Origin of the sequence: Aestuariivita sp. (assembly GCF_021404545.1) — a bacterium.
GTDB lineage: Bacteria > Pseudomonadota > Alphaproteobacteria > Rhodobacterales > Rhodobacteraceae > Aestuariivita.
In genome coordinates this window covers 75,600-91,689 of the sequence record NZ_JAAWWD010000002.1, presented here as the reverse complement: position 1 = coordinate 91,689, position 16,090 = coordinate 75,600, and the positions used below count along the sequence as shown (strand labels likewise).

Here is a 16,090-nt window from a genome sequence, read left to right as displayed (position 1 = left end):
TCTTTCACAAATACGGCAACCCCCCGCCTGCCCAACGGCCCAAGGACGACAAAAGATGAAAGACCTCGACACGATCCCCGCCCTGATGGCCGATATCGGCGCGCGCGCACGCGCGGCATCGCATGCGCTTGCCTTCAGCCCGGCTGAGCGTAAGCGCGCCGCGCTCATGGCGGCGGCTGACGCGGTCTGGGGCGCGCGAACCACCATCATCGCGGCCAACAAGGACGATCTGGCATATGGCCGGGACAAAGGGTTATCGGATGCCATGATGGACCGGCTGATGCTGGATGACGCCCGCATTCAGGGCATCGTGGACGGTCTGCGCGCGGTTGCCGATCAGCCCGATCCGGTGGGCCAGGTGATCGCGGCGTGGGACCGGCCCAACGGGCTGCATATCCAGCGGGTGCGCACCCCGCTTGGGGTGATCGGCGTGATCTATGAAAGCCGCCCCAACGTGACCGCGGATGCCGGAGCGCTCTGCCTCAAGGCCGGCAACGCGGTGATCCTGCGCGGCGGGTCGGAAAGCTTCCACTCCTCCCGTGCGATCCATGCCTGCCTGCTCGAGGGGCTCAAAGCCGCGGATCTGCCCGAGGATGCGATCCAGCTGGTGCCGACCCGTGACCGCGCGGCGGTGTCAGAAATGCTGACGATGACCGATCATATCGACGTGATCGTGCCGCGCGGCGGCAAGGGCCTGGTCGGTCTGGTTCAGCGCGAGGCGCGTGTTCCGGTCTTTGCGCATCTCGAAGGCATCGTGCATATCTATATCGACAAATCCGCAGACCCCGAAACCGCGCTCAAGGTGGTGCTGAACGCCAAGACCCGACGCACGGGCATTTGCGGGGCCGCCGAATGCTTGCTGATCCACCGCGACGTGGTGCACACAATCGGGCAGGGCGTGATCCGCGCGCTGATCGATGCGGGCGTAGAGGTGCGTGCCGACGATGCGTTGCGCCATGTCCCTGGCACAACTCAGGCCCGCGACGAGGATTGGGGCCGCGAATACCTCGACATGGTTATTGCCGCGCGGGCCGTGAGCGATATCGACGCGGCCATCGCGCATATCCGGCAATTCGGCTCGAACCATACCGATTGCATCCTGACCGAGGATATCGCCGCCCGTGACCGTTTCTTTGAACGGCTCGACAGCGCCATTCTGATGCACAACGCCTCCACCCAGTTTGCCGATGGCGGGGAGTTCGGCATGGGCGCCGAGATCGGCATTGCCACTGGTAAAATGCATGCGCGCGGACCGGTGGGCGCCACGGAACTGACCAGTTTCAAGTATCTTGTGACCGGTGAGGGGGCCGTTCGGACCTGATCGGGTCCGGCAGCCGCCGCCCGGTATCCGGCTGAGGCAGGGCGGCAGAGGTGCGGCCGGTTTGGCATTTCTCAAACAGTATCAATGGGTTGAACCTCGCTGCGGGGATATCATTCAGCCGCCAGCGACAATAGTGCTTCTGCACCCGGCGCGATCCAGCTCCGGTCACAGGTTGATGAACCGTTGGGGGCTTGCCTGCACGGGGGCGACCTCAACACGCGTCCCGATCCCAGGAAAAGCGGGCCGGGCCCGGGCAGTGGCTCCGGGGCGGCACCGAAGCTGCCGAAAGCTCAGAAGCTGATCGCGATTTCATCCCGGCCCAGCGTGACGTTCAGGCTTCGTCCCGCCTCGGCCGCGACATCGGGCAGCAGCGCGAACTGCACCAGGGCGGGGGTAATCTCGACAGACTTGATCGGTCGGGATAGATCGGCCCAAAGCTCTGGATCCAGCTTGAGGCGTGGCGCGGTCCCGATCACAAGCCAGTGCCCTTGGGTTTTGGACAGGCGGATCGTGCCACCATAGGCGAGCGCCGTTTCCAGACATTGCAGCGCCAGAAAGGCCAGCCGTACTTCCTTGCGCGGGGTATCTCCGGCCACATCCCAGTGCAGGCGCACGCGCCCGCCATTGTCGATGCCATGCAGGATTCCCGCGACCTCTCCGCGCGCCAGCGCCTCGGTGCCCGCGATGCCATAGGCCACGCGGAAAAACCGGATCCGCGCCGCTGCGTTCTGAACACTCTCCCCGATCAGAGACAGTTCCGGCCCGTGGCCGGTGCCCGCCATCTCCAGAAGTTCCAGCCCATTCGTGATCGCCCCAATTGGGCTGATCAGATCGTGACAAATACGGGACCCTATGAGAGAGGTCAAAGGTGCTATCGATTTTTGTTCCATAAAAGCCAGCTCATCAAAAATACAAAGAATGTGCTCCGGCGACGTCAGCACTAGAAACTAGGAGTGAAATGAACGATCTCAACTCAATCTTCACACCGGGCATGCTTGTGCGTCATCCTGACTGTCCTGAATGGGGGGTGGGGCAGGTCCAATCGAACATCGGTGGACGCATCACGGTCAATTTCCCGGACCAAGGCAAGATTGTCATCGACGGCACCCGCGTTGCTCTGTTACCGGTCTTTGATGCCTGACGAGGCTTTATGATTGGTTAACTCCGTTCAAGCGCAAACCAAGGCCACACCGGTTGCCCTCCCAGGGCCGATTGCGCTATCTCCCGTGCACTCTCCCGCCAAACGCGGGCCCTGACCGATGCGAGCCCGACCACTGTCCATGACCGATCCTGGCCCTCCCTTTTCCGTCAAGATTGCCGAGACCGAGGCCGAGCTGCGCGCGGCGCAGGCCCTCCGATACGATGTGTTCGTGCGCGAACTTGGGGGCGGTGGTCCGCTGGTGGATCACGATGCCGGGCTAGAGCGGGATCGGTTCGACCCGTTCTTTGATCACATGATCGTGAGCGATACGGCAAACGGGCAGGTCGTGGGCGTTTACCGGCTGTTGCGCGACAGCCAGGCACGTGCGGCCGGCCAGTTCTATTCCGAAGATGAGTACGACCTGACCCCCTTGCGGCGCAGCGGTCGCCGCCTGCTGGAACTTGGCCGATCCTGCCTGCACCCCGACTATCGCGGTGGCCTTGCCATGCATCATCTGTGGACCGGGCTTGCCGAGTATGTGCAGGCGCACAGGATCGAGGTTCTCTTTGGGGTTGCGAGTTTCCACGGGACCGACCCTGAGGCGCTTGCGCAGCCGCTATCGCTCTTGCACCATCAGTATCTGGCGCCGCCCGATCTGCGTCTGCGCGCCCAATCTGCACATTTTCAGCCGATGGACCGGCTCCCCATCGATCAGATCGACCGCCGGCGGGCAATGGTGCAGGTGCCCAGCCTGATCAAGGCCTATCTGCGGCTGGGCGGATTTGTGGGGGAGGGCGCCTTTGTCGATCATGCCTTCAACACCACCGATGTCAGCCTGATCCTTGATACCGCGCGGATGAACGAGCGACAGCGCAAGCGTTATACAGGCCGTGCCGCGTGAGCCAAACCTGGGACAGCGACGACGCGCCCGATCCGGTGCATATCGGACCCTTGGGATGGGGTCTGGTGATCCTGCGCGGCGGGGTCCTGGGCGTTCTGGTGTTCGGCGGTCTTGTGATCCTTCTCTTGGTGCGGCTGATCGAGCGTCCGTTCTGCGGGCTTGACCGTCCTGTCACACCCTTTATCACGCAGAGCGTATGCCGCACCGCGTTCCGCGTTCTGGGACTGGGGTTCTCGACCAAGGGCGCTCTGATGCGCGCGCGCGGAGCGGTGGTGGCAAATCACAGCTCCTGGCTCGACATTTTTGCGCTGAACGCGCGCAAGCGGATCTATTTCGTGTCAAAATCCGAAGTCGCGGGATGGCCGGGGATCGGTTGGCTGGCACGGGCCACGGGCACTGTCTTTATCGACCGCGACCCCAAACAGGCGCGTGAGCAGACCGCTCTGTTCGAGGCCCGCCTGATGGCCGGGCACAAGCTGCTGTTTTTTCCCGAAGGCACGTCAACCGACGGTCTGCGGGTTTTGCCGTTCAAGACCACGCTGTTTGCGGCCTTTTATTCCGAGGCCTTGCGCGATGACATGCACATCCAACCGGTCACGGTGGTTTACCGCGCACCGGTCGGGCAGCCGGACCGCTTTTATGGCTGGTGGGGCGACATGGAGTTTGGCCCGCATTTGCTCAAGACGCTGGCCGCCCGTCGTCAGGGCGCGGTCGAGCTGATCTATCATCAGCCTGTCCGGGTGGCCGATTTCACCAGCCGCAAAGCGCTGGCTGCACATGTCGAGACAGTCATCCGCAAAGGGCATGCGGAGGCCTTGCCTTCGGGGCGCACCGTTGGGCAGACAGAAGCCCGACCCGGCGGCACAGACTGACAGGCTTGCGGGATGCCGGACATATGTGACCCGCAAAGGGCTTGCGCCGCCTGCAAACCTCGCATATACGCGCGCCACTAAATCCCGCAGGCGGGGTTGGGCCGATTGGGGGAGACATCCCCAAAAGGTCCGCCGGTTGGAGACATCCCGTCTCAAGACCCCCGCCAAGGCATGAAACCGGAAAGGTAAAACCGCATGGCTCTTCCTGAGTTCACCATGCGTCAGCTTTTGGAAGCTGGCGTACATTTTGGCCACCAGACACAGCGTTGGAACCCCCGCATGGGCGAGTTCATCTATGGCGCGCGCAATGGCATCCATATCCTCGACCTGACACAGACCGTTCCTATGCTGGACGCCGCTCTCAACGTGATCCGTGAAACCGTGGCCAAGAACGGCCGGGTTCTGTTCGTGGGCACCAAGCGTCAGGCCGCGCAGCCGATCGCCGAGGCGGCCGAGAAATGCGCACAATATTACATGAACCACCGCTGGCTGGGCGGCACGCTGACCAACTGGCAGACCGTGTCGAACTCGATCTCGCGCCTCAAGCAGATCGACGAGGCGATGGTCGACGGTGCCGAGGGCCTGACCAAGAAAGAGCGTTTGGGCATGGAACGCGACCAGGGCAAACTGCAGGCGAGCCTTGGCGGGATCCGCGAAATGGGCGGTGTGCCGGACCTTCTGTTCGTCATTGACGTCAAGAAAGAGGCGCTGGCCATCGCGGAGGCCAACAAGCTGGGTATTCCGGTTGTTGCGGTGGTGGATACCAACTGCTCGCCCGATGGCATCGACTATATCATTCCGGGCAATGACGACGCGGCCCGCGCGATCTCGCTTTACTGCGATCTGGCGTCGCGTGCGGCGCTTGACGGGATGAGCGCGCAGCTGGGTGCCGCCGGTGTCGATCTGGGCGCCATGGAAGAGGCGCCCGTTGAAGAGGTCGTCGCTGTCGAGGCGGCAGCCGAAGCTCCGGCCGAGGATGCGCCCGCGGCAAGCTGAGGCGTACCTGTCACCAAACTGACATCGGGGGCAGGCTAAGCAAGCCTGTCCCAATCCGCTATTTGATTTGAGGAGAGCCAACAGATGGCAATCACAGCTGCACAGGTAAAAGAACTGCGCGACAGCACGGGCGCGGGCATGATGGACGCCAAAAAGGCGCTGACCGAAACCGATGGCGACATGGACGCCGCCGTTGACTGGCTGCGCACCAAGGGTCTGGCCAAGGCGGCCAAGAAATCGGGCCGGACCGCAGCCGAAGGCCTGGTGGCCGTCGTCGTGGACGGCGCCAAGGGTGTCGCGGTCGAGGTTAACTCCGAAACCGATTTCGTTGGCAAGAACGCCGAGTTCCAGGAGATGGTCGCAGGCATCGCACAGGCCGCTCTGGGTGTGGACGATATCGAGGCGCTCAAATCCGCCGATATGGGCGGCAAGACTGTCGCCGACACGCTGACCGACAAGATTGCCACCATTGGCGAGAACATGTCCGTGCGCCGCATGGCATCGATCTCGGGCACCCAGGTCATCTCCTATATCCACAACGCGGCAACCGCCGGAATGGGCAAGATTGGCGTTCTGGTGGCCATGGATGGCGGCGACGAGGCGTTCGGCAAGCAGGTTGCGATGCATATCGCGGCTGTGAACCCAGCTGCGCTGTCCGAAGATGATCTGGACCCGGCTGTTGTCGAGAAGGAAAAGCAGGTTCAGATGGATATTGCCCGCGAAAGCGGCAAGCCCGAACAGGTCATCGAAAAGATGATCGTGGGCCGGATGAAGAAATTCGTGGGCGAATCCACGCTGCTGAACCAGCAATTCGTCGTTAACCCGGATCTGACCGTTGGCGCCGCCGCCGCCGAGGCCGGCGCCACCATCACAGGATTTCTGCGCCTGGAAGTGGGCGAGGGGATCGTCGTCGAAAAAGAAGACTTCGCGGCAGAGGTGGCAAAAGCTGCGCAAGGCTGATCCCGCCGACATCATTACATGGAAAAGGCGCGCCTGGGTGGCGCGCCTTTTTCGTTTCAGGGCCAGCCGCATGACGACGGTCAGGTTGTCGCGGGCGCGGTCCTGTCGGTGCGGGGGCTGATGACGCAAGGCACGCCAGGCAGATACCGGGACGCTGCAGCCCTTGGGCGCCCATGCCGACGTTCAGGGCCCCGACATGGCCGATTTCCGTCGTCCTGCCATCCCGTGACGTCGGACAAGAGCCTATCCGCAAGGGGCTGTCATTGCCATGACACGTCAGGATGCGAACCGGTTTCCACAGCGCAGCCTGTCATATCTCCGGAACGAACCTGCCATCCCCGAGACGCGGGCACGCCCTGGTCCAAACACCCCGCGCTTCGGAAACGGGCCTGCCCCGGACAGCGTGACCCTCGAGACGGTGCTGTTCGCGACTTTCTGTATGTCGTTGGTGCCAATGCTGTTTCGCGAACGCCATTTGCGAATTAGCCCAAGGTCGGATCACCCCAGAAAAGGAAAACGCCTTGCCGACGCATTACATCTATCTGACCGCCTCTGTCATAGCCGAAACAATCGGGTATTCCGCGCTGAACGCCAGCGCGCAATTCACAAAATTCTGGCCCTCGCTTTTGGTGATCCTCGGAATGGGAGGGTCGTTCTATTTCCTCACGCTCACGCTCAAATACATGCCGCTGGGGATTACCTACGCACTGGCTTCCGGGCTTGGTATTGTCGCCGTGGCGCTGGTGGGCGTTGTCGTTTTCGGGCAGCGGCTGGATCTGGCTGCGGTGATCGGTCTGGCGCTGATCATTGCCGGAATGGGTATCATAAATGTGCTGTCCGACTTCTCGGTGCATTGACGGTGCAACACCCGGGAGCAGGAGAGCCCTGGCTCTGCCATCGCAAGTGGTGGCGGGGCCGCGCTTGCGCGCGACCCCTCTTTTCGACGGCCCTTGCAATGGGGATGGTTAGGCCTGTCAAGGTCCGACCTGGCCGCAGATCAATATACGGCCAGGCCGGGTTCCGGTAGAACCGGACAAACCGGAGAGCCCTGAAATCACAAGGGTCCAGCTTGCATGTTCCTTTGGCTAAAGCCTCCACTCACGGAACAGGATCAGGATGCGTTTTTCGCGGCCCGTCCGATAGTCATGTATTCCTTACCTTGGGACACGCCCGGTGATAGGGCGGTATTCCTCTTCCAGAACAAGGTGTTGCCGGACCGCTCAGGTTTCCAGAACAAACATCTGGTTCTGCATCGCGGCCTTAAGGACAGCTTGGGCCGTCGTCTCGACCGACAGGGCTTCGCGTGCCAGACGGAGGTGTTTTTCCACGGTCGCCGCGGTTAGCCCCATCAAGAGCGCAATGTCCTGCGTGGTCTTGCCGTCGCCCACCCATTCCAGCGCCTCGCGCTGGCGCCGTGTTAACGCGCGGTTCGGCCCGGTATAGGGCAGGGTCAGGATCTTGAGATGCGCCACGTTGTTCATCAAATGGATGTCCCGGCCATGCTCTGCCCAGATCGCATCGACCTCGTCCTGGCTCATGCCCGCGCGGGCGGTCAGTGCAATCGCGCCTTTCGAGCGGATGGACACGGATTTGAAGCTCACCGTGTACCCGGCCGTGACCTTCATGCGCAGATTGAACGAGACGACCTTTTGTTCAATCGGTGTGAGGTTGTGCAAATCGAACATATCGCCGACCAGCCGCCAACTGCCCGCCCCCTCATTATCGAGTGCCCAGCGGGTCATAGGGGCGTGGAAATAGAGGCCTTCTCCCAAAAACACCCGGGTGTATTCGGGATCGTGATTGGTCAGGATCGTGAAGTCTTCCGGGTCACCCAGCGAGGTATCGGTGCGATAGCGGGTGAACCCGTAAAGCAGGCGGTCAAATCCGTATTCCGCCATCTTTTCGGTATGCGCGGTCCAAAGCTCTTCGAGCGACTTGGCGTTGGATACGAAATGCAGATATGGCCGCAATGTCATGATGGGTGTTCCGCCTTAAAATGTACTCTCAATGTGTCAAGCGCCTGAAGATAGCCCTGGGGACCCTGTCCGCAGATCTGCGCGATCGCCACCCTTGAAATATAGGAGATCTGACGAAAGGGTTCGCGCGCGTGGATATCGCTGAGGTGCACTTCGACCACTGGTAGCCCGACCGAACTGATCGCGTCCATCAGGGCAATCGACGTGTGCGTATATCCGCCCGCATTCAGGATGATCCCATCGTGAACACCCTGCGCATCGTGCAGCGCGTCGATCAGCACCCCTTCGTGATTGGATTGCAGCGACGCCAGCCGCCATCCCCAGGGGGTTGCATGCGCCTCGCACATGGCCTCGATCTGGGGCAGGGTGGTCGTGCCATAGACCTCCGGCTGGCGTGTGCCAAGGAGGTTGAGATTGGGACCGTTCAAGAGCAGAACCGACGTCATTGCGTTGCCAATGTTTTGTTATCCCACTGTGTTAGACTGGCATGGCCCGCGCTGTCCAGAGAGCCGACCTGGCGTTGCGGCCCATTCACCGATGGATTGTGTCATTTCCATGAACCCCGGGACGGAGGATTTACATTGGCAAGGACCCGCCCACACCGGCGCCGCGGTATCGTCTTGGGCCTGTGAGTTTCGTCGACAAGGCCAGTCGGGCGATCACGCAGATAGGACCCCTTTTCTTAAGCGTGCCGCGCGCAAGGCCGCCCTCTCGATCTACATGAGATATGGCCACTATCTGCTTGATAACTAGAATGTCATGAAGGGAAGATCCGCGGTTACGACGTGGCACAGTTCTGGGTCGGACCGCGACTGCCAGGCATCGGCCCACAAAAGCTCAACTGCCCCTTGCGTGTGGTCTCTGGCTGCTGTCAAACTCCCCCTGACCTCACTCCATGGCCCGACAGACCCGCCCCATGACCGCATCCGATCCTTCCTGGCCCCGCATTCGCACCGTTGGCATAGACGGGATGCTCGTCAGCTTTGGCGACACATTGCGTGAAGAGGCCAATCGCGCGGCTCTGGCCTTTCGCGCGGCGGTGGATCGCGAGGCCTGGGATGGGGTCGAGGAAACGGCCACCTCGCTCGCCTCGACATTCGTGCGCTTCGATCCCCTCATTCTGCGCCACGACACGCTCAGAGAGCGTCTCCATCGGCTTTTGGGCGCCATGAACTGGTATGCGGCCGATTTGCCCCGGGGGCGGCGCCTTTTCCATATCCCGACGGTGTTTGGCACCGATCTTGCGCCGCAACTGTCAGAGGCCGCGCAAGCAGCCGGGCTGAGCGAGACAGAGGCCATCGCCTCTATCACCGCGAACAGGGTGCGGGTCCAGACCATTGGATTTGCGCCTGGACAGCCGTATCTTGGTACGCTGCCCGACGCCTGGAATATCCCGCGTCAGCAGGACTTGACCCCGCGCGTGACCGAAGGCGCGCTGGTTGTCGCAATTCGGCAGTTGGTGCTTTTCTCCGTCACCGCCCCGACCGGCTGGCGTCATATCGGTCAAACCGCCTGCCGTCTGTTCCGGCCTCAGAGCGACACACCCTTCTTGCTGCGCCCCGGTGACGAAGTTCAATTCCATGCCATAACCCGTGAAGAATACGACGTTATTTTGACAGGTACCTCCAATGGCGGGATCACTCAGGAGTGTTTGGCATGACCCGCGCCTTGATCTGTCACAGCGCCGGACCCGGTGTCACGGTCCAGGATCTGGGTCGGTCGGGAACCCTGGCCCTTGGCCTGTCACGCGGCGGTGCGGCCGACCGGCAGGCGCTTTATGAGGGGGCTGCTCTGTTGGGGCAGCCGCCGGACTACGCCGCCTTGGAACTGGCAGGGTTTGGCGGCGTCTTTGAACCCACACAGGACATGCGGATTGCCCTCACAGGCGCCCCTATGGTGGCCCAGATTGATGGCCGGAGCGTGCGTTGGAATGCCTCGCACCTGTTGTCGGCGCACGCCCGTCTGAGCCTGGGCGCCGTGACCGCCGGAAGCTATGGCTATCTCCATCTCGGTGGTGGGGTGGCAAGCCCCCTTGTTCTGGGCGCCAGATCGACGCATCTTACGGCGGGCCTGGGTCAAGCGATCGTGGCGGGCACGGTTCTTCCGGTTGGGATCGATCCGGGGGATGCAGTTGGCATGACCCTGGACGTCGCCCCGCGCTTTGCCGGTGGCGAACTGCGCGTCACCGCCAGTCTTCAAACGGACACGTTCCCGCGCGAGACGCTTGAACGCTTTGAAAACACTGAATTTACCCGGGACCCGCGCGCCAATCGCATGGGCGTTAAGATGGCCATGCCGGGGCAGGGCTTCCACATCCCCGGCGGCTTGCAGGTCCTGTCGGAAATCATCGTGCCGGGTGATATTCAGGTCACCGGTGATGGCACGCCGTTTGTCCTGATCGCCGAGAGTCAGACAACCGGCGGCTATCCGCGAATTGCGACCGTTATCCCGCCCGATCTTGCCAGGGCGGCCCAGGCCCCGGTTGGCGCCAAGATCCGGTTCCGTTTCGTGAGCCTTGAGGAGGCGGTTGACATCCACAGGCGCGATCAGACCGATCTCCGGCGGGCGCCCGGTCGCGTCAAGCCGCTCTTGCGAGAGCCTGCGGATCTCCAGAACCTTGCAGAATTTCAATTGATTAGCGGCGCAACTTCAGGTGTCGCACCAGAGGAGGAAAACCGATGAGCCTGACTGTCGATCTCAATGCCGATATGGGCGAAAGCTTTGGTCCCTGGGTGATGGGTCAGGATGCGGCGATTCTGGACGTGATCACCTCGGCCAATATCGCATGCGGTTTTCATGCCGGTGATCCGGATGTGATGGCCACGACCATGACACTGGCGCGGGACAAGGGCGTGGGTATCGGCGCGCATCCGGGCTTTCAGGATCTGCAAGGCTTTGGTCGGCGCCGGATCACGCTGCCCGACGCGACGCTGGCCAATCTGGTGCGGTATCAGGTCGGTGCATCGCTGGGCATGGCACGCAGCCTGGGCGCTCAGGTGCGCCATATCAAGCTGCACGGCGCGATGAGCAATATGGCCTCCGAAGACCAGCATATGGCGCGCGTTTGTTACGACGCGGCGATGTCGGTTGCGCCTGAGGCCATCATCATGGTGTTGGCGGGCACGGCCCAGGAACGTGCGGTGCGCGAACTGGGCTGCGCATGGGCCGGCGAGATTTTCGCCGACCGTGCATATAATGACGACGCGACGCTTGTGGATCGCGCCAAGCCCGGTGCGGTGATCCATGATCCGACCCAAGCGAGCCGCCGGGTTGTCGAGATGGTCAAGGCCGGAGCGATCATTGCCGAGAGCGGGACGCGCATAGATGCAAACATCGACACGATTTGTCTGCACGGAGACACGCCAACCGCGCTGGGCATCGCCAGATCCGTTCGATCAGAGCTCGAAGCCGCAGGCGTAGGCCTCAAGGTGTTTGGGGATCGTCGTGGCTGAACGGCGGATGTGACTGCGAACCCCTTAATCACCGAGTGGACTATCGAAATCCACATCGCATAAATTTAACATAATGTTGATTATGCGATTTTTGGGTTTGTAACCGCAAAGCTAAATTGTCACCCATGAGCAATTCAGGAATGTCACTCTGCCCTCAAAATCAATGAGGTGAGCGGACATGGGATGGGTGGCTATGAGCGAGCGCGAGTTTAACCGTGTGGAGGTTTTGGCGCAGGTCGATGATGGGCGGCTGAGCGTCGACAACGCGGCGCACATGTTGGACCTAACACGACGGCAAATCTTTCGGCTTTTGAAGCGGTACCGCCAGGACGGCGCGTCGGCGATCAGACACAAGGCGCGCGGCAAGCCTCCGAACAATCGCATTCATCATGCCAAACTCGATTATGCTATGTCGGTGATCAGGGAAAGCTACGCGGATTTCGGTCCGACCTTGGCGGCTGAGATGCTGGCCGAACATCACGGGTTCAAAGTATCGCGCGAGACGATCCGCAAATGGATGCAAGAAGATGGGATTTGGCTGTCACGCAAACAACGCCGCACATTCCACCAACCACGCTTGCGTCGGGAGTGTTTTGGCGAACTGATCCAGATCGACGGCTCTGATCACAGATGGTTCGAAGATCGGGGCGATCCCTGCACCCTGCTCGTCTTCATCGATGACGCGACCAGCACGCTGATGGAACTGCGGTTCGTAAAGACGGAAAGCACGTTCAGCTATTTCGAGGCCCTGGAAAGCTATCTGCTCAAACATGGTCGCCCTGTTGCGTTTTACAGTGACAAGCATACCGTCTTTCGCTTTCCAAAACCCAATGAACATATGACGGACATGACGCAATTCGGGCGTGCCCTGGCGGAGCTGAACATTGAGATCATCTGCGCCAATTCTTCCCAAGCCAAAGGCCGCGTCGAACGGGCAAACCACACTTTGCAAGATCGGCTGGTCAAAGAACTGCGCATCGCAGGCATCTCAAATATGGAAGACGGAAACGCGTTCCTTGAGGGTTTCGTGAACCGCTACAACGCCAAGTTTGCCAAGCCAAAGGTCAAACCTGTCAGCGCCAAGAACGGTTACAAAAAGACCGGACGCCGCCCGCCGGGGCGACCGTCAAAGATGGAAGCGTATTGCGAGCGCAGGCGGGCTGAGCGTGCAGCCGGGACGAAAGCGGAACCAAATATCTAGCCAGCATGCAAAGCTAGTATTCCGGTCATGTGAATGTTAGGTTGATCATATGACGACCGCAGCATTCATTGACCTGATATTGACCCCAATTGCAGGGGGTCTTGGAGTTGCAATCGGGCTTTCATGGGCAGCCAAAAAACAACCCGAGAAGTTCGAATAATTTGCCGGTTTGGGTATTCGCCTCGGTGTCGGCGTAGCCGTTGCCATCGGCCTTTTCGTTTTGAAGATCATCCAAACGTCAGCAGATCGTTCAACCATCATGCGCAAAGCCAGCCAGGGCTGCGATATTTGAGGCCTCCACCCTGCCAGGCATTGATCCCGTCGCGTTCTATGGTGACACTTCTGCTTTGCAAACCCGGTGACATTTCTACTTGGTTGCAACAGGGGTGTAGCCGGGCACATTCTAAACTGGGTTGCGACTTCCCTGTTTTGCTGAAAAGCAAGGGGAACGGACATGGCCGATACAAAGCTGGATGTGATGGAGCCCCTGCCCCAGCCCGCCCGTCGGCCGATCTCCCACAAACCTTGGAAGGACGAAGCCGCTTTCGCGGCAATGGTGCGTGTGGCCAGTGTTGAGCGCTGATCCAGCCGTTTTGTGATCTGGCTGACCTGTCTGACGATTGAGGTTTCTCAATCTGATGACAGGAGGATCCCATGAAGGAGGAGAAGACCACACCGCTGCGCGAGCGGATGATCGAAGACATGCGCATCCGTGGAATGTCCCCGAAGACCCAGCAAGGCCATATCAGGGCGGTCAGGTACTTTGCCGAGTTCATCGGGCGCTCACCCGATACAGCGACACCGGATGAGCTGCGCGCGTACCAGCTTCACATGACAGATAGCGGCGTCTCGACCGGTGTATTTAACGCGAGGATCGTGTCGCTGCGGTTCTTCTTCGGGATGACCTGCGGGCGCGAAGAGATGAAGCGTTACATGCAGTTCCGGCGCAAGGCGAAGAAGCTGCCCGTTGTTTTGAGCGTCGAAGAGGTTGGCGATCTGCTGGCGGCAGTTCCCGGACCGGGGCTGAAGTATCGTGCGGCCTTGGGGATCAGCTATGGTGCCGGGCTGCGCGCATCTGAAGTCTGCAATCTCAAGGTGTCGGATATCGACAGCGACCGGATGCTGATCCATGTGGATGAAGGCAAGAATGACAAGGACCGCAAGGCAATGTTGTCACCCGCCCTGCTCGATCTGCTCCGTGATTATTGGCGGGAAGCGCGGCCCGAGGGCTGGCTGTTTCCGGGCAAGCCAAAGATCATGGCGCTTTCACCGCGCCAGTTGAACCGCGCGTTCACCTCGGCCAAGCACATGGCTGGGATCAACAAACCCGCCACGCTGCACACCTTGCGCCACAGCTTTGCCACGCATCTGCTCGAGGCTGGAACGGACGTGCGGGTGATCCAGGTGCTCTTGGGACATTCCAAGCTCAGCACGACAGCGCGCTACACGCATGTCGCGACCAAGACCATCCGCGGCACTGTCAGCCCGTACGAGATGTTGGAGAAGCTGCAGGACCACACCGTCAGGCGGGGACTGGAGTAGCGGCTCAGGCAGTTGCCGCGCCCCCGGCTGGAGATTGCTGACATCTTTCGGAAGTATGGACCCAAATATCGGCGGGCCAATGCGGGTCATGTCAGTCTCGGTCAACTGAAGGTAATGTCGGCGATAGAGGCTTGCCGAACCGAGGCGCTCGGCGGCCACGTGGCCGCTTGCACCAAATGCGACCATCACCACATTGCGTACAACAGCTGCAAGAACCGGCACTGTCCCAAATGCCAGGGACCTGCCGCTCGCGACTGGATGGAGGCGCGCGCAGAGGATTTGCTGCCGGTCGAGTACTTCCACGTTGTCTTCACTTTGCCTGCCGAGATCACCCGTATCGCCTATTGGAACCAGAAGGCGGTCTACGGTCTGCTGTTCCGCGCATCTGCGCAAACCGTGATGACCATCGCGGCTGACCCCAAACGCCTCGGAGCAAAGGTCGGCATGACCAGTGTCCTGCACACCTGGGGATCGGCGCTGACACACCATCCCCACATCCACATGATTGTCCCCGGTGGCGGCCTGTCACACGACGGCACGAGGTGGGTCGCCTGCAGACCGGGGTTCTTTCTGCATGTGCGGATATTGGCGCGGCTGTTCCGCCGCCTGTTCCTGGAAGGGCTCATGGATCTGCACCGCGCAGGTCAGCTCACCTTCTTCGGCGACCTCAATAGCCTGGCACAGGCGGACACGTTCGCGCAATGGCTCGCCCCGTTCCGTAAATCCGACTGAGTGGTCTATGCCAAACCGCCCTTTGGAGGGTCCGAGGCGGTGCTGGCATATCTGAGCCGATACACCCACCGGGTCGCGATCTCAAACCATCGCCTCGTCAGCGCCGATGCCGACACCGTCGCGTTCCGCTGGAAGGATTACAGGATCAAGCGCGGTGATCGCCAAAAGGTCATGCGTTTGGCAACGCTCGAGTTCATCCGCCGCTTCCTGATCCACGTTCTTCCCGATGGGTTCCATCGCATCCGCCACTACGGCCTGTTGGCCAGCTCAGCACGCAAAACCAACATCAGAACGATCCGAGCATTGCTCGGTGTTCAACGCGCCGAACAAACCACTGAACCAGAGCTAGAACCCGAGACTACCCCTCTCACTTTGCGCGAACCTTGCCCATGCTGTGGTGGCGACATGCGCATCATCGAGATCTTCCGGCGCGGCCAAAGACCAATGTCGCGCGCGCCACCCAAGGAGCAGGCCGCATGACACCAGACCTGTTCAACCAACGCGACAACAGCCGGCTATCCTTGGATGATCGGTCGAAACCGCTTGCGACCATCATTCGAAATGACGGCATAAAACGCATCATGCGTCCTCAACCGGTGAAATACTTACGACCAGGGTTGCCGAAAGCAAATGCATCAAAGGCATCCAACACAGTCAACCGCGCGCCCGTGCAAACGTCAGCCTCACCCGTCGGTGCTCTTTCCCCATAGCTCGATCCCAGACCCCCCGCGGCTTCCTCCTTCCGAGGTTTGTCAACGCGGGCCGCACGCCCCGCGAGAAGGAAATGGTGCACCCCGGCCCGCATCGAAAAACCTTCAGGACGGACGTCCATTCGTTGCTCCTCATCCAAAGTCTGCTTTTGAGAATCGCCGTCTAACGCACGTTGCATCACGAGTGACGCCCTGATATCCGGGGCCATCTATGTGACTGGCGAGATATAGATGGGTCACCATCGGGAAGCGTAGGTCAAAATAGCCGTTCGCCTGGGCATTCACC

The 16,090-nt window shown here is 60.8% G+C and carries 16 protein-coding genes, 2 pseudogenes and 1 riboswitch; of the genes and pseudogenes, 14 read left to right on the top strand and 4 right to left on the bottom strand.

Annotation, left to right across the window (positions count from 1 at the left end):
- Positions 1 to 55: 55 nt before the first annotated feature.
- Entirely contained in the window at positions 56 to 1,321 is a 1,266-nt protein-coding gene (locus HEP69_RS01640) for a glutamate-5-semialdehyde dehydrogenase (RefSeq protein ID WP_290556770.1), read from the top strand.
- 290 nt (positions 1,322 to 1,611) lie between these two features.
- On the opposite strand, the gene HEP69_RS01635 is transcribed toward HEP69_RS01640, so the two are convergent.
- Positions 1,612 to 2,211 carry a histidine phosphotransferase family protein gene (locus HEP69_RS01635; RefSeq protein ID WP_290556769.1) on the bottom strand — a complete coding sequence of 200 codons (600 nt, stop codon included), beginning with the start codon at positions 2,209 to 2,211 and terminating at the stop codon, positions 1,612 to 1,614.
- A gap of 68 nt (positions 2,212 to 2,279) precedes the next feature.
- Between HEP69_RS01635 and HEP69_RS01630 the strand changes: the two genes are divergently transcribed.
- From HEP69_RS01630 to HEP69_RS01605, 6 genes are all read left to right on the top strand, one after another.
- Complete coding sequence (locus HEP69_RS01630; RefSeq protein WP_290556768.1) at positions 2,280 to 2,462, top strand: DUF3553 domain-containing protein; 183 nt, start codon at positions 2,280 to 2,282, stop codon at positions 2,460 to 2,462.
- Between the two features lie 139 nt (positions 2,463 to 2,601).
- Entirely contained in the window at positions 2,602 to 3,363 is a 762-nt protein-coding gene (locus HEP69_RS01625) for a GNAT family N-acyltransferase (protein WP_290556767.1), read from the top strand.
- Positions 3,360 to 4,235 carry a lysophospholipid acyltransferase family protein gene (locus tag HEP69_RS01620; RefSeq protein WP_290556766.1) on the top strand — a complete coding sequence of 292 codons (876 nt, stop codon included), beginning with the start codon at positions 3,360 to 3,362 and terminating at the stop codon, positions 4,233 to 4,235. Before HEP69_RS01625 ends, HEP69_RS01620 begins: the two co-directional genes overlap by 4 nt.
- Before the next feature lie 195 nt (positions 4,236 to 4,430).
- Positions 4,431 to 5,231, top strand: coding sequence for a 30S ribosomal protein S2 (rpsB, locus tag HEP69_RS01615; RefSeq protein ID WP_290556765.1), 801 nt, complete (start codon positions 4,431 to 4,433; stop codon positions 5,229 to 5,231).
- 84 nt (positions 5,232 to 5,315) lie between these two features.
- Complete coding sequence (tsf, locus tag HEP69_RS01610) at positions 5,316 to 6,191, top strand: translation elongation factor Ts (protein WP_290556764.1); 876 nt, start codon at positions 5,316 to 5,318, stop codon at positions 6,189 to 6,191.
- A 521-nt stretch (positions 6,192 to 6,712) separates the two neighbouring features.
- Positions 6,713 to 7,048, top strand: a complete 336-nt coding sequence (locus HEP69_RS01605) for a multidrug efflux SMR transporter (RefSeq protein ID WP_290556763.1) — start codon at positions 6,713 to 6,715, stop codon at positions 7,046 to 7,048.
- Positions 7,049 to 7,411: 363 nt separating this feature from the next.
- On the opposite strand, the gene HEP69_RS01600 is transcribed toward HEP69_RS01605, so the two are convergent.
- Together HEP69_RS01600 and aroQ are read right to left on the bottom strand one after the other, a co-directional pair.
- Positions 7,412 to 8,167 carry a LuxR family transcriptional regulator gene (locus tag HEP69_RS01600; RefSeq protein WP_290556762.1) on the bottom strand — a complete coding sequence of 252 codons (756 nt, stop codon included), beginning with the start codon at positions 8,165 to 8,167 and terminating at the stop codon, positions 7,412 to 7,414.
- Entirely contained in the window at positions 8,164 to 8,613 is a 450-nt protein-coding gene (gene aroQ, locus HEP69_RS01595; RefSeq protein ID WP_290556761.1) for a type II 3-dehydroquinate dehydratase, read from the bottom strand. Before aroQ ends, HEP69_RS01600 begins: the two co-directional genes overlap by 4 nt.
- 470 nt (positions 8,614 to 9,083) lie before the next feature.
- Between aroQ and HEP69_RS01590 the strand changes: the two genes are divergently transcribed.
- From HEP69_RS01590 to HEP69_RS01560, 7 genes and pseudogenes are all read left to right on the top strand, one after another.
- Positions 9,084 to 9,827, top strand: coding sequence for an allophanate hydrolase subunit 1 (locus tag HEP69_RS01590; RefSeq protein WP_290556760.1), 744 nt, complete (start codon positions 9,084 to 9,086; stop codon positions 9,825 to 9,827).
- Positions 9,824 to 10,849 (top strand): biotin-dependent carboxyltransferase family protein, encoded by a 1,026-nt coding sequence (locus HEP69_RS01585; protein WP_290556759.1) that lies wholly within the window; start codon positions 9,824 to 9,826, stop codon positions 10,847 to 10,849. The genes HEP69_RS01590 and HEP69_RS01585 overlap by 4 nt, the downstream gene beginning before the upstream one ends.
- Positions 10,846 to 11,619 (top strand): 5-oxoprolinase subunit PxpA, encoded by a 774-nt coding sequence (locus tag HEP69_RS01580; protein WP_290556758.1) that lies wholly within the window; start codon positions 10,846 to 10,848, stop codon positions 11,617 to 11,619. Before HEP69_RS01585 ends, HEP69_RS01580 begins: the two co-directional genes overlap by 4 nt.
- Positions 11,620 to 11,797: 178 nt before the next feature.
- Positions 11,798 to 12,715: pseudogene (locus HEP69_RS01575) on the top strand (ISNCY family transposase); the annotation flags it as partial.
- A gap of 559 nt (positions 12,716 to 13,274) precedes the next feature.
- Positions 13,275 to 13,403 carry a hypothetical protein gene (locus HEP69_RS01570; RefSeq protein WP_290556757.1) on the top strand — a complete coding sequence of 43 codons (129 nt, stop codon included), beginning with the start codon at positions 13,275 to 13,277 and terminating at the stop codon, positions 13,401 to 13,403.
- 71 nt (positions 13,404 to 13,474) lie between these two features.
- The gene (locus tag HEP69_RS01565) at positions 13,475 to 14,362 is read left to right on the top strand and encodes a site-specific integrase (RefSeq protein ID WP_290556756.1); all 888 of its coding nucleotides are present in this window, start codon (positions 13,475 to 13,477) and stop codon (positions 14,360 to 14,362) included.
- A gap of 12 nt (positions 14,363 to 14,374) precedes the next feature.
- Positions 14,375 to 15,574 (top strand): annotated as a pseudogene (locus HEP69_RS01560) (IS91 family transposase).
- Positions 15,575 to 15,683: 109 nt separating this feature from the next.
- On the opposite strand, the gene HEP69_RS01555 reads toward HEP69_RS01560, so the two are convergent.
- A complete protein-coding gene (locus HEP69_RS01555) occupies positions 15,684 to 15,983 on the bottom strand; it encodes a hypothetical protein (RefSeq protein WP_290556755.1) in 300 nt (99 codons plus the stop codon).
- Positions 15,984 to 16,007: 24 nt separating this feature from the next.
- Positions 16,008 to 16,090, top strand: a riboswitch (ZMP/ZTP riboswitch).